This is a genomic window from Fuscovulum ytuae, from assembly GCF_029953595.1.
GTDB classification, from domain to species: domain Bacteria; phylum Pseudomonadota; class Alphaproteobacteria; order Rhodobacterales; family Rhodobacteraceae; genus Paragemmobacter; species Paragemmobacter ytuae.
Genome location: NZ_CP124535.1, coordinates 3,741,187 through 3,758,845, shown reverse-complemented (window position 1 = coordinate 3,758,845; position 17,659 = coordinate 3,741,187). Strand labels below are relative to the sequence as shown.

The window sequence follows — 17,659 nt, the reverse complement described above, 5'->3', positions numbered from 1 at the left end:
AGGCAGAAGGGGAACGGCAACCCCGTGCGGCAAGGGCGCGGCTTTGTCGTAGGATGGGCCATCCAGCCCACGCCCAGCACTCAGTCATCAAGGGGGGCAAGAACCGCCGCAAGCCCCGCGAATTGCAGGTCCCGATCGCCGCCCGCCAGACCCGCCACCGTGCTGTACGGTCCCGCCCCCGGCAACCCGGCCTCGGCCAATTCGGCCACGACCGCCGCCACCTCCTGCCCGGTCAACTCGGCCAGCACCGTCACAGGGGCCGTCCCCACCGCCCCGATCATCGCCTCAATCGTGGCAGAGGGGCCACCCTCCGGCGCCAAGGGCAAAAGGCTCAACCCAAGCAGCACAACCCCCACCCCCATGATCCCACCCGCCAAAGGCCGCCGGAAATAGGTCGTGAAGCCCCGCCAGTTCAGCACCAGATGCGCCCCGCCCCCGGCCAGCATGGCCCAACCCGCCCATTCATGCAGGCCCTTCATCAAGGGCGTTTCCACATGGAAGAACATCGCCACCCCGGTCGCCCCCATCAAAAGGAAAGACCCAACGACAAGGGGCGTCGCCCATGACCGAAGCGAAAGATCACGGCGCGGCACAGAAAAAACAGACATGATTGGCTCCTGCAAACGGGTATCGTCCCGTTCAACGCCACCGTCTTATTTTTCCGTCGTCGCCACCCATAAGATGGGCAGTGCTGCCCATCCACCCGCCGGATCACTCCACAGTAGGCGGCGATACGAAGGTCCAGCTGCGTCCCTCGCCCGTAATCTCCACCTTGGCCATTGGGGGCACCACGCCCTCCGCGCCCAAGGCCTGCGTCAACCCGGTCCAGAACTGCCGCAAAAGGTTTGGCCGCTCCACCACCGTGACGCGATACGCATAGCCCGGCCCGCAAGGCTCCAGCCGACCGGACCCGCCCGCCGCCGCCCAATCCGCGCGGCAGACGGTGCCATCCGCCAGCGACACCGTCAGAACCTCTGCCGACAGCCGCGCCGCCTGCGGCACCGGCGCTTGCATGATCCCCGCACAGCCCGCCAGAGCCAGAACCCCTACCGCCAGAACCGCCCACCGCATCGCTCGCCCCCGCATGAAAGCCCCTCACAAAGGCCAGATCACCGGGATCAGTGCCGAAGCCAGCAATCCCGTCAGGATGTTCAGCGGTATCCCCACCCGCATGAAGTCTGAAAACCGATAACCGCCGGGTCCATAGACCATCATATTGGTCTGATACCCCACCGGCGTCGCAAAGGCCACCGAGGCCGAGAACATCACCGCCACCACCAAGGGCCGCGGGTCCACCCCCAGCGATTGGCCCAATTCAATGACGATGGGCGTATAGATCACCGCCACCGCATTGTTCGACAGAAACTCCGTCAGCGCCAGCCCAAGGAAATAGACGCAAAGCACAAGGAAGAACGGCGACAACTCTGCCAGCCAGGGCGCCACCACCTCCACCATCAGGGCCACAGCGCCGGACTGGCTCAGCCCCTCGCCGACCGCCAGCATGGCGAAGATCATCGCCAAAAGCCGCCCATCCACGAAGGAAAACGCCTCTTCCGCATCCACGCAGCGCGTGATCAGGATCACCGCCACCGCAAAAAGGCCCAAGGGCAGGATCGGCGCGACATCAAGCGCCGACAGAACCACAATCCCCGCCAGCGCCGCCACCGCGATGGGCGCCTTCGTCCGCCGGAAGGGCTTGATCGACGGCCGGCTGATATCCACCAGATCCATATCCGCCGCCAGTCGCTGGATATCCTCCACCGCCCCTTCCAAAAGCAGCGTATCCCCCACCCGCACGATCAGATCATCCAGCTGCCGCCCGATATTCTGGTTCCGCCGATGCGCCGCCAGCACATAGACGCCATAGCGCCGCCGCAACCGCAGCTCGCCCAGACGACGCCCCTCCATCCGGCAACCGGGCGAGATCAGCACCTCCACCGTCTCGGTCTGGGTCGAGGACAGCTTGTCGACCAGATGCAGGTCCTTGCGGCCCTGCAAGCCAAGAAGCTCGGTCATCTCCGTGCGCAGAACCACCCGGTCCCCCGCTTCCAGCACGACAGGCGCAAGATCCCGCCGCAGCGACGCATCCCCCCGCAAGACGTCGATCAACCGTACGCCATCCCGCTTGAAGAGATCGATCTCCAGCACCGCCTGCCCGATCAGCGGGCTGTCCTCGGGAATCGCCACTTCCGTGAAATACTTCATCTTGCGCCGGTCGCTCAGCAAAACGCCCATGCTCTGCCGCACGGGCAAAAGCTTCTCTGCCGTCAGCGCAAGAAACAGCCCCCCCGCGATCATCAAGACGATCCCCAAGGGCGCGATCTCAAAAATCCCGAAATGCTCCAGCCCCGCCTTGGCCGCCACGCCATCGACCAGAAGGTTCGTCGATGTCCCGATCAGCGTGATCATGCCACCCAGAACGGTCATATAGGACAAGGGGATCAACAACTTCGACGGCGCGGTCCGCAACTTCACCGCAATCTGCATCACCACCGGGATCATCACCGCCACAAGGGGCGTGTTGTTCATAAAGCCCGACGCCACCGCAATCGTGCCGAACAGGACCACCACGGTCGTCTTGGGCCGCCCGCCCACATGCCGTTCGGCCATCCGCACGACGCTTTCCACCGCGCCCGTTCGGACCAGCCCGCCCATGACCAGAAACATCATCATGATCGTCCATGGCGCGGGATTGGCCAGCACCGCTGTCGCATCCCGAACCGGCAGGATGCCCAGCATCAGCATCATCGCCGCCCCGCCCAGCGCCGTCACCTCAACAGGATAGCTCTCCCGCACGAACAGCACGAACATCCCCGCCAGGATGCCCATCGCCACCCAAGGCTGCCAGTCCGCCGCCAGTTCCCAACCGAACATCCCGCCCCCATCACCGCACCCGATCCGCGCTGCGATGGGCCGGGGTCACCCCCGCCGCCCCTCCCGCGCCCGTGGGCTGACCAATGCCACACCGGACAGAAGCAAAACAAGGGACAGCCAAAGAGAAGGAGGAAATCTCTCCCCCAAAAGCAGCATCGCCCAGAAAATTCCCGCCCCCGTCACGATATAGGAACATTGTGAGGCAAAGACCGCACCCGCCCGGAACGCCAGCCAGACATAGGCCGCGTAAATCACTGCATGCAGCGCCGAAGACCCCGCCAAAGCCGCCTCTGCCTGCCCGAAATCGGCAAAGGGGTCAAAGAACTGCCCCGTCAGCATCGCCACCGGAAAGACCCCGATCAGCCCCGCCACCGATGCCCCGAACATGGCCTGCACCGGGTCCATTCCCGCCGTGCCATAACGCGCCACATACAGCCCCTCCAGCGCATAGCAAAGCGGCCCCACCATCGCCAAAGGCAGAAAGGCCGCCATCGCCGCATCGGGCAGCACCGCCCCCGGTGCCGCCAAAAGCAGCACCGAAACCAGCCCAAGGCACAGGCCCAAAAGCCGCAGCCAACCAAACCGCTCCATCCCAAGGATCACGGCCAAGGGAAAAGCAATCATCGGCACCGCCGAAATGATCATCGACATCACCCCCGAAGGCAGCCGCGCGATCGAAAGGTAAAAAGTGGCATTCGGGATCAACGTCCCCAAGGCCGCCACGACGACATAAAAACGCAGCGCAGGCCTGCTGAACACCAGCCCCTTCCGCCGTGGCAGGCACAGCGCGCCAAGGACCAGAACGCAGACCACCAGTTGCCAGAAGATCAATCCGAAAGGCCCATGCCCCTCTGCCGTCGCCATCTTGCCCAAGGGCTGCGTCATCCCCCAGCCCAGCCCAAGGCAAAGCAGCACCGCCAGATGAAACCATCTCCGACCGGTCACCGGAACGGCCACCGGCATGTCGCTCAAGGTGCGCTCTCCATCAGCTTGCCGCCCACCCGCACGGGGGCCACCCGCAGGGCCTTGCCCGTCCGGTCATCCGTCTCGACGAACACCCCCGACAGCGTGGCCTCTCCCTCCGCCGGTTCGAACCGCCCTTTGGCCATGCCGGTCACGAAACGGCGCAGGGGTTCCATCTTCTCCATCCCGATGACGCTGTCATAATCCCCGCACATGCCCGCATCGGTCAGATAGGCCGTGCCCCCTTTCAGGATCATCGCATCCGCCGTCGGCACGTGGGTATGTGTCCCCACCACAAGGCTCGCCTGCCCATCGCACCAATGCCCCATGCCCATCTTCTCGGACGTGGCCTCGGCATGCACATCCACCACCGCCGCCTGCACAGCCGCGCCAAGAGCATGAGTCTTCAACACCCCCTCAATGGCCGAAAACGGGTCATCGAAGGGCCGCTTCATGAAAACCTGCCCCAGAACCTGTGCCACCAGAACCTTGCGCCCCTGCGTCGCGGTAAAGACCCGAAACCCCTTCCCCGGCGCGACCTTGGAAAAGTTGATTGGCCGGATGATCCGCGGCTCCGTCTCGATGAAAGACAGCATGTCCTTCTGGTCAAAGGCATGATCGCCCAGCGTGATGCAATCCGCCCCCGCCGCAAGGATCGCCTTGGCATGATCCGGCGTCAGCCCCGCCCCGGATGAGGCATTCTCGCCATTCACCACAATGAAATCGAGCGTCCAGTCCGCCCGCAAAGCCGGCAGCCGCGCGGTGATCGCCGCACGCCCCGCCCGCCCCATCACATCGCCAAGAAAAAGGATCCGCATCCCTTCGCCCTAAGCCCTGCCACGGCAAACGGCAATCCCGTTCCCGACGCCGCCCGTCGCAAATCCCGCGCCGTGCTGCAATTCCCCCCTTCCCCTGCCCTTTCACCTTGGCCCAAATACTCAAACACCGCCCCCAGCCTGACCCAAGGCCGCAGGATAACCGCCTCCCCGCTCCCCCAAACCTTCTGGGGGAGGAGAGGGGAGGCGAGAAGGCGGAACCTCCACACCAGCGCACAGAACCAAGAGAAATCCCGACATCCCTCTCGAAATTTGTATGAACACTTTGCTGCACAAAAGGCGGCACAAAACAGGGCACAGCCGTTTTCGGCCAAGCCTCTGAAATCACGCCCTTCCCCCGCCCAACCTCGCGCCCTACCATCCGCCCATGCACCTCCCGCACCCCCTCACAGATTGGCTGTCCCAAAAGGGCTGGACCCTCCACCCGCATCAGCAGCAGATGCTGGCCCGCGCGGCGCATCCCGCCACCCTTCTCATTGCGCCCACGGGCGGCGGCAAGACGCTGGCGGGCTTCCTCCCGACGCTGGCGGAACTGGGGCAAACCCCGCCCCCCGGCCTGCACACGCTCTACATCTCGCCCCTCAAGGCACTCACCGCCGACATCCGCAGGAACCTCCGCACCCCTGTCGAAGGCGCCCACCTTCCCATCCGCATCGAAGACCGCACGGGTGACACCTCCTACACCCAGCGTCGCCGCCAACGCGCCGACCCACCGCATATCCTGCTCACCACGCCGGAATCGCTCGCCCTCCTTCTTTCCTACGAAGATGCGCCACGCATTTTCCAATCCCTCCAAAGGGTTGTGATCGACGAATTGCATGCGCTGGCCGAATCCAAACGCGGCGATCAGCTCATGCTGCTCCTCTCCCGCCTCGAAAGCCTCGCCCCCGGCCTGCGCCGCGTGGGCCTTTCCGCCACGGTCGAAGACCCGCCTGCGCTGGCCCGCTACCTCGGCCCTACAGGCTGCGAGATCCTAGAGGCAGACCCCGGCCCCGACCCCGATATCTCCATGCTGGAAACCGACGCCCCCCCGCCCTGGTCAGGCGGCGGCGGCCGCTACGCCATGCGCGCAATCCTTGACGAAGTCCGCCGCCACCGCACCACGCTCATCTTCCACAACACAAGGGCGCAGGCGGAACTCTTCTTTCACGATCTCTGGCTACAGAACGACGACGGGCTGCCCATCGGCATCCACCACGGCTCCCTCGCCCGCGAACAGCGCGAAAGGGTGGAGGCCGCGATGGCAGAGGGAAAGCTCCGCGCCGTGGTCTGCACCGGCTCGCTCGACCTCGGCATCGACTGGGGCGATGTCGATCTGGTGATTCAGGTTGGTGCGCCAAAGAACGTCAAACGCCTCGTGCAAAGGATCGGCCGTGCCAATCACCGCTACAACGCCCCATCGAAGGCCCTCATCCTTCCCGCCAACCGGTTTGAGGTGGTTGAATGCCGCGCCGCCCTTGATGCCGTCCGCGACCACACCCTTGACGGCGAACCGCGCGGCCCCGGCCCACGCGACGTGCTTTGTCAGCATATCCTGATGACCGCGGCCTCCGGGTCGTTCGACGCTAATGATTTGTTTACCGAAGTGACCCGCGCCGGCCCCTATGCCACGCTGACACGCCCCCAGTTCGATGCCTGCCTCGACTTCTGCGCCACCGGCGGCTATGCCCTGCGCGCTTATGATAAGTGGCAGAGATTGCAAGAGAAATCCGGAAAATGGCAGCTGCGCGATCCCCGCACCGCCGCCCTGATCCGCCAGAACCTCGGCACCATCATCGACACCGAAACCCTGAAGGTCCGCCTCAAGAACCGCCCCGGCGGCACCCCATTAGGAGAGGTCGAGGAAGGCTTCGCCGCCACCCTCACCCCCGGCGACACCTTCCTCATCGGCGGCGAGATTGTCCGTTACGAAGGCCTGCGCGAAATGACGGTCGAGGTCACCCGCCAACCCGGTCGCGACCCGAAAGTGGCCACTTTCAACGGCACGAAATTCGCCACCTCAACCCTTCTCACGCAACGCATTCTCGAACTTTTACAATCCGATAGCTGGCCAGACCTGCCTGCCCACACGGCCCAGTGGCTTGCCCTGCAACGCGATGTCAGCCGCCTGCCACAGCCCGACCGCCTTCTGGTCGAAAGCTTCCCCCATGACGGGCGCGAACATCTTTGCATCTATGGATTTGCAGGCCGCAACGCGATGCAGACCCTGGCCCTACTCGTGACAAAAAGGATGGAGGAACAAGGGCTTGCTCCCTTGGGCTTTGTCGCCACCGATTATGCCACACTGATCTGGGGCCTCGATCCCGTCACCAATGCCGCGCCCCTCTTCAACCTCGCCAAACTGCGCGAAGGGCTGGAAACATGGCTGTCCGGCAATGCCGTGATGAAACGCACCTTCCGCGCCACCGCCATCATCGCAGGCCTGATCGAACGCGCGCACCAAGGCCGCCGCAAGACAGGCAGGCAGGCCACCTTCTCCTCCGACATCCTCTATGACACGCTCAGAAAATACGACCCCGACCACCTGCTCTTGCAGGTCACGCGGGAAGAGGCCGAACGCGGCCTCGTCGATTTCTCGCGCATCGAAGACATGCTTTTCCGCGTCGAGGGCCGGATCGACCTGATCCGCCTGCCCCGCGTCACGCCCCTTGCCGCCCCCCTCTTCCTTGAACCGGGCCGCATCCCCGTCCATGGCACAGGCCGCGAACGCATGCTGGAAGAGGCGGCCATGCGCCTGATGGCCGAGGCGGGCCTCGCCTGACCCGCTTGCAACCCCTTGCGCCACAGGGCAAACCTCGCCCATGCACCACGCCTTCACCCTGTCCGGCGAAATGCTTCACGCCCTGCCCTCTGGCGCGCTTTATTGGCCTGCGCAGCGGCTTCTCTGCGTCTCGGACTTGCATCTCGGCAAATCCGAACGCCTCGCCCGGCGCGGCGGCGCGCTGCTTCCCCCCTATGAAACAAGGGAAACCCTGCATAGGTTAGAGGCCGAGGTGGACCGCACCACCCCCGCCCATGTCCTGTGCCTCGGCGACAGTTTCGACGACCTCGCCGCCGCACGGGGGTTAGAGGAAGAGGCCCGCCTGCGCCTCGCCCGCCTGATGGCGGGGCGCGACTGGACATGGATCGAAGGCAATCATGACGCAGGCCCGGTGGAAATCGGCGGCACCCACCGCGCGCAGCTGACCCTTGGCCCCCTGACCTTTCGCCATATCGCGGACCCACAGGAAAAGGCAGAAATCTCAGGGCATTACCACCCGAAGCTGCGCCTGAAAGGCGCCGCGCGCCCCTGTTTTCTGCTTGATCAAGATCGCCTGATCCTGCCCGCTTTCGGTCTTTACACAGGCGGGCTTCACGCCGACGACCCGGCGCTGCGGCCCCTGATACAGGCCCCCGCACTGGCCATCCTGACTGGCCCGCGGGCGATTCCGGTTCCGATCAGATAAGTCCGCGCTCCACCAACCTGTCACGGTTGTTGCGGCTGACCGGGATATTCGGCCCCGCCGCCATGCGCAGGAACAGCCGACCCTGCTCTCGCTCTACGCCGATGACCTGATCCCATGCCACCCAATGCGATCGGTGCACCTGCGCCCCCGGCACCGGGCCTACCTCTTCCACAGCGTCACCCAACCGCATCAGCACAGTGCCACGGCCCAAAGTGGTCTGCACATCGACATAGTGATCGCGCACCGAAAGCGCGACCAGCGGCCCGCGCAATCCGTCTTCCAGCCGCGCCACGATCCGCGGCAGCGTCGCCACCTCTGCCACCACCTGCGGCTCAACCAACGCCTCGGGAACGGCCGACACAGGCGTGGGCGGCACGGGCTTCACACGGATCGGCCCCGCCTGCACCCCTGCCCCTGCTGGCACAGGCCAAAAATGGTGATGCGCAACGATCGCCAGACTGAACACAAAGACCATCGCCGCGATTTCGGGCAGGTCGGCGTTCAGATAAGGCCCGCCCACATCCGGCAGCACCGCCAGCAGGTTCATCGCATTCACCGGAAAGCCGACGCCACAGGCCACAAGAACCGCCGTCAATAGCCCGCCGCGATGAAAATCCCTCAGACGCAGGACGTTATGCACGAAAGACCGCACACCTGTGCCGATCACTGCAAAAAGCCCGATCCACATCCCCCACAGCCACAACCGATGGTCGAAAGTGCAGTTCTCATAGCTTCCCATCGGTCCAAGGATCGCGGCAATCAATGTCGCGAAACCCCACATCGCCGCGGTTCGCTGAGAAATCAGCTCACGCTTCCATTCACTCCAGAATGCGGACATGTCCCCACAGTCCTCAACCCCAAGAAAGGTTAACAGCGCGGCAGGCTTAGGGCAATTCCTTGTGTTGGAACGGGTCGGGGATTTCCCCCATTATGCAATTTCTTGCCGTTCCATCCAAGTTCAGGCCGTCAATCCTTCCGGTTCCGGCAGGCCATTCGCGCGGCAGCAGGCCGTCAGCGTATTGGCCAACAGACAGGCAATGGTCATCGGCCCCACGCCCCCGGGCACCGGGGTGATCGCACCCGCCACGGCGGCGGCGCTGTCGTAATGCACATCCCCTACCAGCTTGGCCTTACCATCCCGTTCGATGCGGTTGATGCCCACGTCGATGACCGTCGCACCCGGCTTGACCATATCGCCCGTGATCATCTCGGGCCGACCCACCGCCGCCACAAGGATATCTGCGCGGCGGCACACCTCGGCCAAATCCTGCGTCCGGCTATGCGCAATGGTCACCGTGCAGCTATCGCCAAGCAAAAGCTGCGCCATCGGCTTGCCCACGATGTTCGACCGCCCCACAACCACCGCATTCAACCCGGCAAGCTTCCCATGATGATCCCGCAGCATCATCAGACAGCCAAGCGGCGTGCAGGGCACCATCGACTTCTGCCCCGTGCCCAAAAGCCCGACATTCGAGATATGGAACCCATCCACATCCTTCGCCGGATCGATCCGGTTGATCACCAGTTCGGAATTCAAATGCCCCGGCAGCGGCAATTGCACAAGAATGCCATGCACCGCCGGATCGCCGTTCAGCTTGTCGATCAGGGCCAGCAACTCCGCCTCGCCCGTTTCAGCAGGCAGGCGATGCTCAAAGCTCGCCATGCCCACCTCGATGGTCGAAGCATGCTTGTTGCGCACATAGACCTTGCTGGCCGGATCCTCACCCACCAGCACCACGGCCAGTCCCGGCACGATGCCTTGCTCTTCTTTCAGCCGCGCCACATGGGCCGCCACGCGCGCCCGCACATCCGCCGCAAAGGCCTTGCCGTCGATCACCTTGGCACCCATCGCGCCCATCCCTTCCCTTTGCCCGAAGCGGTCGGGTAGGCGCCGGCCTCATCCCTTCCGCAAATGGTCTTCCTCGCGCTCGATCGACCAGTCGATCAGCTTGCGCCACAGCTTTTCCAACTTGTCCGGCGGCAACCCATGGGCCACCGCATGACGCCGCACATTGGCCACGACTTGCTCCACCCGATCCTCGATCCGCGCGGGCAAGCCGATCTCTTCCTTGATCGCCGCCGCACGGTCGATATAGGCGGTCCGCTCCGCGAACATCGCCACCAGCGCCTCGTCCAGCCTGTCGATCTCGGCCCGGATATCGGCCATCGTGTTGCAGTCTTCCGGCCTCTTCATGCCTCGCCCCCTTTCAGGATGGCCCCCATGTAAGGGCGCCAACCCGAAAGGGCAACGCGACAGATCAGATCAGAACAGCCCCTCGACATGGCCCTGATCATTCAGACGGATCACCTCGGCCGACGGCACCTTGGGCAGACCGGGCATCGTCATGATCTCACCGCAGATGGCGACGATGAACCCTGCGCCAGCCGACAGCCGCACTTCCCGCACCGGCACCGAATGGCCCGTGGGCGCACCGCGCACGGACGGATCGGTCGTGAAGGAATACTGCGTCTTCGCCACGCAGATCGGGAGATGGCCGTAGCCCGCCGCTTCCCACGCCTTCAGCTGATCCCGGATCGATTTGTCGGCAATCACCTCATCCGCATGATAGATGCGCTTGGCGATGGTCTCCAGCTTCTGGAACAGCGGCATCTCGTCGGGATAGAGCGGCGCGAAATTCGCGGCACCCGACTCCGCCAGTTGCACGACCTTATGCGCCAGATCTTCAATCCCTGCCGAACCGTTCGCCCAGTGCTTGCAAAGGATGGCTTCCGCGCCCTGTTCGGCCACATAGGCCTTCACGGCGGCAATCTCGGCATCCGTGTCGCTGTAGAAGTGGTTGATCGCCACCACCACCGGCACGCCAAAGGATTTCACATTGGCGATATGGCGGCCAAGGTTCGGGCAGCCCTTCTTGACCGCATCGACATTCTCGGCCCCCAGATCGGCCTTAGCCACGCCACCATTCATCTTCATCGCGCGCACCGTGGCCACGATGACCGCCGCCGAAGGCTTCAACCCGGCCTTGCGGCACTTGATGTCAAAGAACTTCTCGGCCCCAAGGTCGGCACCAAAGCCCGCCTCGGTCACCACATATTCCCCCAGCTTCAGCGCCGTCTTGGTGGCGATCACGCTGTTGCAGCCATGGGCGATATTGGCAAAGGGACCGCCATGCACAAAGGCGGGGTTGTTTTCCAGCGTCTGCACAAGGTTCGGCTGCATCGCATCCTTGAGAAGCACCGTCATCGCGCCATCGGCCTTGATGTCGCGGCAATAAACCGGCTTCTTGTCCCGGGTATAGGCCACGACGATATCGCCCAACCGCTTTTGCAGGTCTTCCAGATCGTTCGACAGGCACAGGATCGCCATCACCTCGGACGCCACCGTGATGTCGAAACCCGTCTGACGCGGGAAGCCGTTCGCCACGCCGCCAAGGCTGACGACGATGTCGCGCAGGGCACGGTCATTCATATCCATCACGCGGCGCCACGACACGCGGCGCTCGTCGATATCAAGGCTATTGCCCCAGTAGATATGGTTGTCGATCATCGCCGACAGCAGGTTGTGCGCCGAGGTGATCGCATGGAAATCGCCGGTGAAGTGAAGGTTCATTTCCTCCATCGGCACGACCTGCGCATAACCGCCGCCCGCGGCGCCGCCCTTCATCCCGAAATTCGGGCCAAGGCTCGCTTCGCGGATGCAGATCACCGCTTTCTTGCCGATCCGGTTCAGGCCATCGCCCAGACCCACCGTTGTCGTCGTCTTGCCTTCGCCTGCAGGCGTCGGGTTGATCGCGGTGACAAGGATCAGCTTTCCATCCGGCTTGCCCGCAAGGCTCTTGATGAAATCCTGGCTCACCTTTGCCTTGTCATGGCCATAGGGCAGCAGATGCTCGGACGGAATGCCCAGCTTTGCCCCGATCTCCATGATCGGCTTCTTCTTCGCTTCACGCGCAATCTCGATATCGGTCTTGAAGGCCATGTCCCATGCTCCCTTGGCGGGGTCTCGATCCCGTTTCCGACGTGATACCGGGGGAAACGGGCTATGCGAGTGGCTTTTCCGACATTTTTGCCCCCGGATTCGCCAAATGGCGTTTCCGATCGGAAACCCTAGGGGCCGAAGCGCGGAATTTGCCTTGATGAAACTAAATTCACCATTGGGAAATCACTTACCCCGAACCGCCTCCAGATGCGCCCAGACCGGCTGATCGGGGATATGCAGGCGCAGCGCCTCGCCGACTTGCAGGCTGCCCTCACGCTCTACCCACGCGGTGATGCCCCGCCGCCCCACCGCCGCCGCCTTGAATTTCGCCCCGAAACCCGGATGCCGCCCTTCGATGGGGCGGGCAGGCAGGGTGCAGGGGCGGTTCTCGATATCCACCACCAGCGTCGCCCCTCCCGCCGCCTGCAAGCGGCTACCGGGCGGAACATGGCTGAAATCAGGGATCCCCTCGACCACCATCGTCGCCCCCACCAGCGCAGGGTCCAGCCGCTCCACCCCCATCCGCGCCGCGATCTGGGCCAGTTCTTCTGCTGACAGGATGGAAAACTGCCGCGTGTTGCGGATCGTGGTCCCCTTCGGATACTGCGCCGTCACCCGACTGCAGGACGGCCGCGTCACGCCCGCATGGGCATCGCCTTCCGGCCCCGCGAAGCTGGCCATCACATGCTCCACCGATACCGCCTCCAAAGCGGCATCCCGGTCACGCACAAGACCAAGCCAGACGATACGGGCAGCAAAGTCAGTCGGTTTCAGAACAGGCATCAGACCCTCGGCATAAGGACGTCCCGCCCAAACGGGACCTGGCAACGACCATCCTCCATCGCGGGACGGGCCACCGCAAGTCCCTCAGGCGGGTTGAAAAGGTAAGGCCCCGGAAACCTCTCGGTTCCGGGGCCTTTATTCAATTACCAATCAGCCAAGTCTAGACGATGGGCTCCGGCTCCGGGCCAGCCTTCGGCGCCTTGGGCCGCGTCTTCGGGATCGCCGCGATGGATGTGGTGCCACCACCCGACGCAGGCTTGTCGGCATCGTCATCACCGCCAAGTGCCTCACCCGCGATCACCTTGCGGATTTCGTCACCCGTCAGCGTCTCATATTCCAGAAGACCCTTCGCCAGCCGTTCGAAATCTTCGGCCTTTTCCAGAAGGATGCGCCGCGCGGTTTCATAGCCTTCGTCGATCAGCTTTTTCACCTCGTCCTCGATCAGCTCCTTCGTATGGGCCGAAACCGAGAACCCGGCGGTATTCCCCTGATAGCCTTCATGCGCCTCGGCATAGTCGATATTGCCAACCTTGTCCGACATGCCCCAGCGCATCACCATCGCGCGAGCCAGAGAGGACGCCTGCTGGATATCCCCAGCCGGGCCGGACGACACGCCTTCCTCACCATATTTGATGATCTCGGCCGCCTTGCCGGCCATGGTCATGGCGATCTTCTGCTTGCCCTCGTCCTTATGCATGTTCAGCCGGTCCATCTCGGGCAGGCTGACCACCATGCCAAGCGCACCGCCACGCGGGATGATCGTGGCTTTGTAGACAGGGTCGCATTTTGGCATGTTCAACCCGACGATGGCATGTCCGGCCTCGTGATAGGCGGTCTTTTCCTTCTGGTCCGGCGTCAGCACCATGGACCGACGCTCGGCCCCCATCATCACCTTGTCCTTGGCGTTTTCGAAATCTTCCATCGTGACGAACCGCCGACCCACGCGCGCCGCCATCAGCGCCGCTTCGTTAACAAGGTTCATCAGATCGGCCCCCGAAAAGCCCGGCGTCCCCCGCGCAATCGTCCGCAGGTCCACATCCGGCCCCAGCGGAACCTTGCGCGCATGCACGCCAAGAATCTTTTCCCGTCCCTTGATATCGGGGTTCGGCACATGAATCTGGCGGTCGAAACGACCGGGGCGCAGCAGCGCGGGGTCCAGCACGTCCTTGCGGTTCGTGGCTGCGACAATGATCACGCCTTCATTCGCCTCAAACCCGTCCATCTCCACCAGAAGCTGGTTCAGGGTCTGCTCGCGCTCGTCATTCCCGCCGCCGATGCCAACACCACGGGCACGGCCCACGGCATCGATCTCGTCGATGAAAACGATACAGGGCGCGTTCTTCTTCGCCTGCTCGAACATGTCGCGCACACGGGACGCACCCACACCCACGAACATCTCGACAAAGTCGGAACCCGAGATGGTGAAAAACGGCACCCCTGCCTCGCCCGCAATCGCGCGCGCCAGCAGCGTCTTTCCGGTGCCGGGCGGGCCAACCAGCAGCGCGCCTTTGGGAATCTTGCCGCCCAGACGGCTGAACTTCTGCGGATTGCGCAGAAATTCGACAATCTCTTCCAGCTCTTCCTTGGCCTCATCGATGCCAGCGACATCGTCAAAGGTCACGCGGCCATGCTTTTCGGTCAGCAGTTTCGCACGGCTCTTGCCAAAGCCCATCGCGCCGCCCCGTCCGCCGCCCTGCATGCGGTTCATAAAGAAGATCCAGACACCGATCAGCACAAGGAAGGGCAACCAGATGCCCAGCACAGACATGAAGCCCGATTGTTCCTGCGCCTCGGCCTTCACCTCGACGCCCTTGTCGATCAGGCGGTCGGTCAGCGTTTCGCCATCCGGCTTGATCGTCACATATTGCGACCCGTCCCGCGCCCGCACCAGCACGCGCTCGCCATCCAGCGTAACGCTCTGCACCTCACCCGCATCGACGCGGCTGATGAATTCCGAATAAGACAGGGTCCGCGACGACATCGTCGACTGGTTCCCACTGAACAGGTTGAACAGGGCCAGTATCAGCAGGAAAAGAACGACCCAGAATGCGATGTTTCGTGCGTTGCCCACGAAATGCCTCCTCATAACGCCACAGCACCAGAAACGGCCCGTGACCCGTTGTTGTGTAAGATAGAGATAAACCCCAAGGGTTCAATGCGATAAAGGTGCCGCAGACAGTGGGCCAAATGGCGCAGCACAGGCCGCACTCCACCCCGCGCCCTGCCCGGCCAAGGGGGCCGCCACCAGCATGTCGCCCCGCCAGACCGCCGGAGATGCCAAAAGCGACAGCCGCGGCATCGTCGCGGCCTCTGCGCCTGCGATCTGCGCCAGCCCCTCAATGCCCAGCGCACGGATGGTCAAGCCGCTGTTATCGCCGTCGATTTCCGGCCCCGTCACCCGCCAGCGCCCATCCCAGACCTGATCCGTCGCGCATTCCAGCCCCGCCACCGCCCGCATCTCGCGGGTGATGCGCAATCGCCCGCGCCCCGGCGTCATCCGGCAGCCGCCCAGCGTGGCCGCCCGCCCCTCCAAAGCCGCCGCGATGAACCGCTCCAGTTCTGCACCACGTGGGCCATATTCCGCCGATCCAATCCACATCACCACGTCGCGCATCAGCCGTCGCCGGATTTCCACGGGCAATTGCGCCAGACCCGCCCCTTCAAGGATCACATCCCCCCGGTCAAGCCGCGCGATCCGCGCCGCCGCCTCTGCAACAGACCCGTCCAGCGCCTCGCGGACATCCGTCATCCGCCCGGCCAGCGCGGCGATCTGATCGGCCCCCACGCCCGCATCGGCCATAGCCGCAATCGCCCGCCGCGCCCGGACGCGGGCAAAATGCGCATCCTCATTCGTCGGGTCGTCCACCCAATCCAGCCCGCGCGACAAAAGCCAGCCACGCAATTCCGCCCGCCCCACCCCCATAAGGGGCCGCAGAAAGACCATACCCGCCACCTCGCGCCGTGCGGCCATCGCCGCCAAGCCGTCCACTCCGGCATCCCGAGCCAACCGCATCAGAAAAGTTTCGGCCACATCATCCTGCGTATGGCCCAGTGCCACCGCCGCCAGCCCGGCACCCCGCGCCCAGTCGGCCAGCAGCGTCATACGCGCCCGCCGCGCCGCATCCGACAGATTGCCCCGCCCGTTCCAGCGCCATTCCAGAACGCGATGCGGAACCCCAAGCGCTTCGCACCGCGCAGCCACAGCCGCGGCCTCTGCCGCCGCCTCTTCGCGCAAGCCATGATCCACGGTCGCCACGGCGACCTTGCAGCCCGCCTCCACCGCCAGATGCAGAAGGGCGACGCTGTCTCCACCGCCCGAAACCGCCAGACCCAAGGGCTGGCGCGCCGCAGGGCCAAGCGCTGCGCGAAAGATATGCCCGATATCCCGGGTCAGGTGCAGCCAAGCCCCGCCATGGCCGACGCGGCCGATGCGGCCTCCGCCGATCCGGGGAACCGTGTGCCCACCTCTTGCAAGGTCACACATGCCTCGGGCGTCTGCCCCAAGGCCCCAAGCGCCTGACCCAGTTTCAACAGCGCAGGCGCCGCCTGCGGTCCCGAAGGTTGGCCCGAAAAGGCCTCAAGATAGCTGCGCGCCGCGCCCGCCGTATCGCCCACTTGGCTCAGCGCATCGCCGCGCAGGTAATGCGCTTCCTGCGTCAGGGGGCCACCCGGGTAGGATTGGGTAAAGGTCGCAAAGAGGTCTGCAGCGGTGCGAAAGTCACCTTGACCGAGCACCTCCTTGGCCCGGTCGAAATCCGCCTGTTCGCCGATGGCCAGTTCCGGCCCCCCTGCCACCGCACCGCCTGACGCCGGGTCGGTCACCACGGGGGCAATGGGGGCCACCGCCCCTCCGCCCGCGCCGCCCAACGGGGCCGTATCACCAAGGGCCGCGATATCGCAGCCCTCTTCCAATTCGCACAACCGGAACTCCAGATCGCCGATACGGTTCGTCCCGTCGGCCACCACCCGGTTCAGCTTCAACTCCACCTCTTCCGTCTTTCCCGTCAACCGCATCAGCGCGGCCTCAATGGCATCCATCCGTTGCAAGGCATCGCCACCCGCGACGCCCGTCGCCGCCGCCCCGGTGCTGACCAGCTCGGATTTCAGAGCGTTGAACTCGGCCTGAAGCGCCGCGATCTCGGCTCGGATATCGGCAAGGGTCTGCGCGTCCTGCGCAAACCCTGCCACCGGAAAAAAGGCCGCAAGGGCCAGAAGGCGAAGCGCCCGCATCACGTCAGACCCCCGCCCCCATCGACAGGACCGTCACCGCACGACGGTTCTGGGAATAGCAGGCCTCATCCGAACACACCTCGATCGGGCGTTCCTTGCCGTAAGACACGGTCCGCATCCGGTTCGGGGCCACGCCCTGCGAGATCAGGAAATCCTGCACCGCGCTTGCCCGCCGCGCGCCCAGCGCAAGGTTGTATTCCCGCGTGCCCTGCTCGTCGGCATGGCCTTCGATGATGATCGCATAGGACGCATTGGCGTTCAGCCACTGCGCCTGCCCCTGCAGCACCATCCGCGCCTCGGGCGACAGGGTGGATTGATCCACCGCGAACAGCACGCGGTCACCCACGGCCTGATTGAAATAGGCGATAGACCGCGGATCGCTCGGGTCACCAAGGCCCGATGTGCCGATGCCGCCCGCTCCCAGACCACCCGCGCCACCGGCGCCACCGGCACCGCCCGCGCCGAAACGGTCAGGATTATTGCAAGCCGCCAGTCCAAGGACGGCGACCACGAGAAGGGCCTTGGGTAGAAGCGTCATGGTTCAGTGTTCCTTTTTGGTGTTCTTGGCTCGATTGGCCGAAACCATA

The 17,659-nt window shown here is 64.2% G+C and carries 16 protein-coding genes; 2 read left to right on the top strand and 14 right to left on the bottom strand.

Annotation, left to right across the window (positions count from 1 at the left end; translation table 11 throughout):
- Positions 1–80: 80 nt before the first annotated feature.
- From QF092_RS17990 to QF092_RS17970, 5 genes are all read right to left on the bottom strand, one after another.
- Positions 81–608 (bottom strand): DUF4405 domain-containing protein, encoded by a 528-nt coding sequence (locus QF092_RS17990; RefSeq protein WP_281466137.1) that lies wholly within the window; start codon positions 606–608, stop codon positions 81–83.
- Positions 609–711: 103 nt separating this feature from the next.
- Positions 712–1,071, bottom strand: coding sequence for a hypothetical protein (locus QF092_RS17985; RefSeq protein WP_281466135.1), 360 nt, complete (start codon positions 1,069–1,071; stop codon positions 712–714).
- 24 nt (positions 1,072–1,095) lie between these two features.
- Positions 1,096–2,874 (bottom strand): SLC13 family permease, encoded by a 1,779-nt coding sequence (locus QF092_RS17980; protein ID WP_281466134.1) that lies wholly within the window; start codon positions 2,872–2,874, stop codon positions 1,096–1,098.
- A gap of 45 nt (positions 2,875–2,919) precedes the next feature.
- On the bottom strand, positions 2,920–3,837 hold the full coding sequence (locus QF092_RS17975) for a DMT family transporter (protein WP_281470088.1): 918 nt from the start codon (positions 3,835–3,837) through the stop codon (positions 2,920–2,922).
- 5 nt (positions 3,838–3,842) lie between these two features.
- Positions 3,843–4,655 carry a TIGR00282 family metallophosphoesterase gene (locus QF092_RS17970; protein ID WP_281466132.1) on the bottom strand — a complete coding sequence of 271 codons (813 nt, stop codon included), beginning with the start codon at positions 4,653–4,655 and terminating at the stop codon, positions 3,843–3,845.
- Between the two features lie 385 nt (positions 4,656–5,040).
- Here QF092_RS17970 and QF092_RS17965 point away from each other — a divergent pair, with 385 nt between their 5' ends.
- Together QF092_RS17965 and pdeM are read left to right on the top strand one after the other, a co-directional pair.
- Positions 5,041–7,434, top strand: coding sequence for a ligase-associated DNA damage response DEXH box helicase (locus tag QF092_RS17965; protein ID WP_281466130.1), 2,394 nt, complete (start codon positions 5,041–5,043; stop codon positions 7,432–7,434).
- A 40-nt stretch (positions 7,435–7,474) separates the two neighbouring features.
- Complete coding sequence (gene pdeM / locus QF092_RS17960; protein ID WP_281466128.1) at positions 7,475–8,119, top strand: ligase-associated DNA damage response endonuclease PdeM; 645 nt, start codon at positions 7,475–7,477, stop codon at positions 8,117–8,119.
- On the opposite strand, the gene QF092_RS17955 is transcribed toward pdeM, so the two are convergent.
- The 9 genes from QF092_RS17955 to pal form a co-directional block, all read right to left on the bottom strand.
- Positions 8,112–8,858 carry a LytTR family DNA-binding domain-containing protein gene (locus QF092_RS17955; protein ID WP_281466126.1) on the bottom strand — a complete coding sequence of 249 codons (747 nt, stop codon included), beginning with the start codon at positions 8,856–8,858 and terminating at the stop codon, positions 8,112–8,114. The genes pdeM and QF092_RS17955 overlap by 8 nt on opposite strands.
- Before the next feature lie 219 nt (positions 8,859–9,077).
- Positions 9,078–9,968, bottom strand: a complete 891-nt coding sequence (gene folD / locus QF092_RS17950) for a bifunctional methylenetetrahydrofolate dehydrogenase/methenyltetrahydrofolate cyclohydrolase FolD (RefSeq protein ID WP_281470086.1) — start codon at positions 9,966–9,968, stop codon at positions 9,078–9,080.
- A 48-nt stretch (positions 9,969–10,016) separates the two neighbouring features.
- The gene (locus tag QF092_RS17945; RefSeq protein ID WP_281466124.1) at positions 10,017–10,313 is read right to left on the bottom strand and encodes a chorismate mutase; all 297 of its coding nucleotides are present in this window, start codon (positions 10,311–10,313) and stop codon (positions 10,017–10,019) included.
- 69 nt (positions 10,314–10,382) lie between these two features.
- Positions 10,383–12,059 carry a formate--tetrahydrofolate ligase gene (locus QF092_RS17940; RefSeq protein WP_281466122.1) on the bottom strand — a complete coding sequence of 559 codons (1,677 nt, stop codon included), beginning with the start codon at positions 12,057–12,059 and terminating at the stop codon, positions 10,383–10,385.
- Between the two features lie 183 nt (positions 12,060–12,242).
- Entirely contained in the window at positions 12,243–12,842 is a 600-nt protein-coding gene (locus tag QF092_RS17935; RefSeq protein ID WP_281466121.1) for an MOSC domain-containing protein, read from the bottom strand.
- Between the two features lie 160 nt (positions 12,843–13,002).
- Positions 13,003–14,913, bottom strand: a complete 1,911-nt coding sequence (gene ftsH / locus QF092_RS17930) for an ATP-dependent zinc metalloprotease FtsH (protein WP_281466119.1) — start codon at positions 14,911–14,913, stop codon at positions 13,003–13,005.
- A gap of 81 nt (positions 14,914–14,994) precedes the next feature.
- Entirely contained in the window at positions 14,995–16,326 is a 1,332-nt protein-coding gene (gene tilS / locus QF092_RS17925) for a tRNA lysidine(34) synthetase TilS (RefSeq protein WP_281466116.1), read from the bottom strand.
- Complete coding sequence (gene ybgF / locus QF092_RS17920; protein WP_281466115.1) at positions 16,233–17,072, bottom strand: tol-pal system protein YbgF; 840 nt, start codon at positions 17,070–17,072, stop codon at positions 16,233–16,235. Before ybgF ends, tilS begins: the two co-directional genes overlap by 94 nt.
- 4 nt (positions 17,073–17,076) lie before the next feature.
- Complete coding sequence (gene pal / locus QF092_RS17915; RefSeq protein ID WP_281466114.1) at positions 17,077–17,610, bottom strand: peptidoglycan-associated lipoprotein Pal; 534 nt, start codon at positions 17,608–17,610, stop codon at positions 17,077–17,079.
- Positions 17,611–17,659 lie beyond the last annotated feature (49 nt).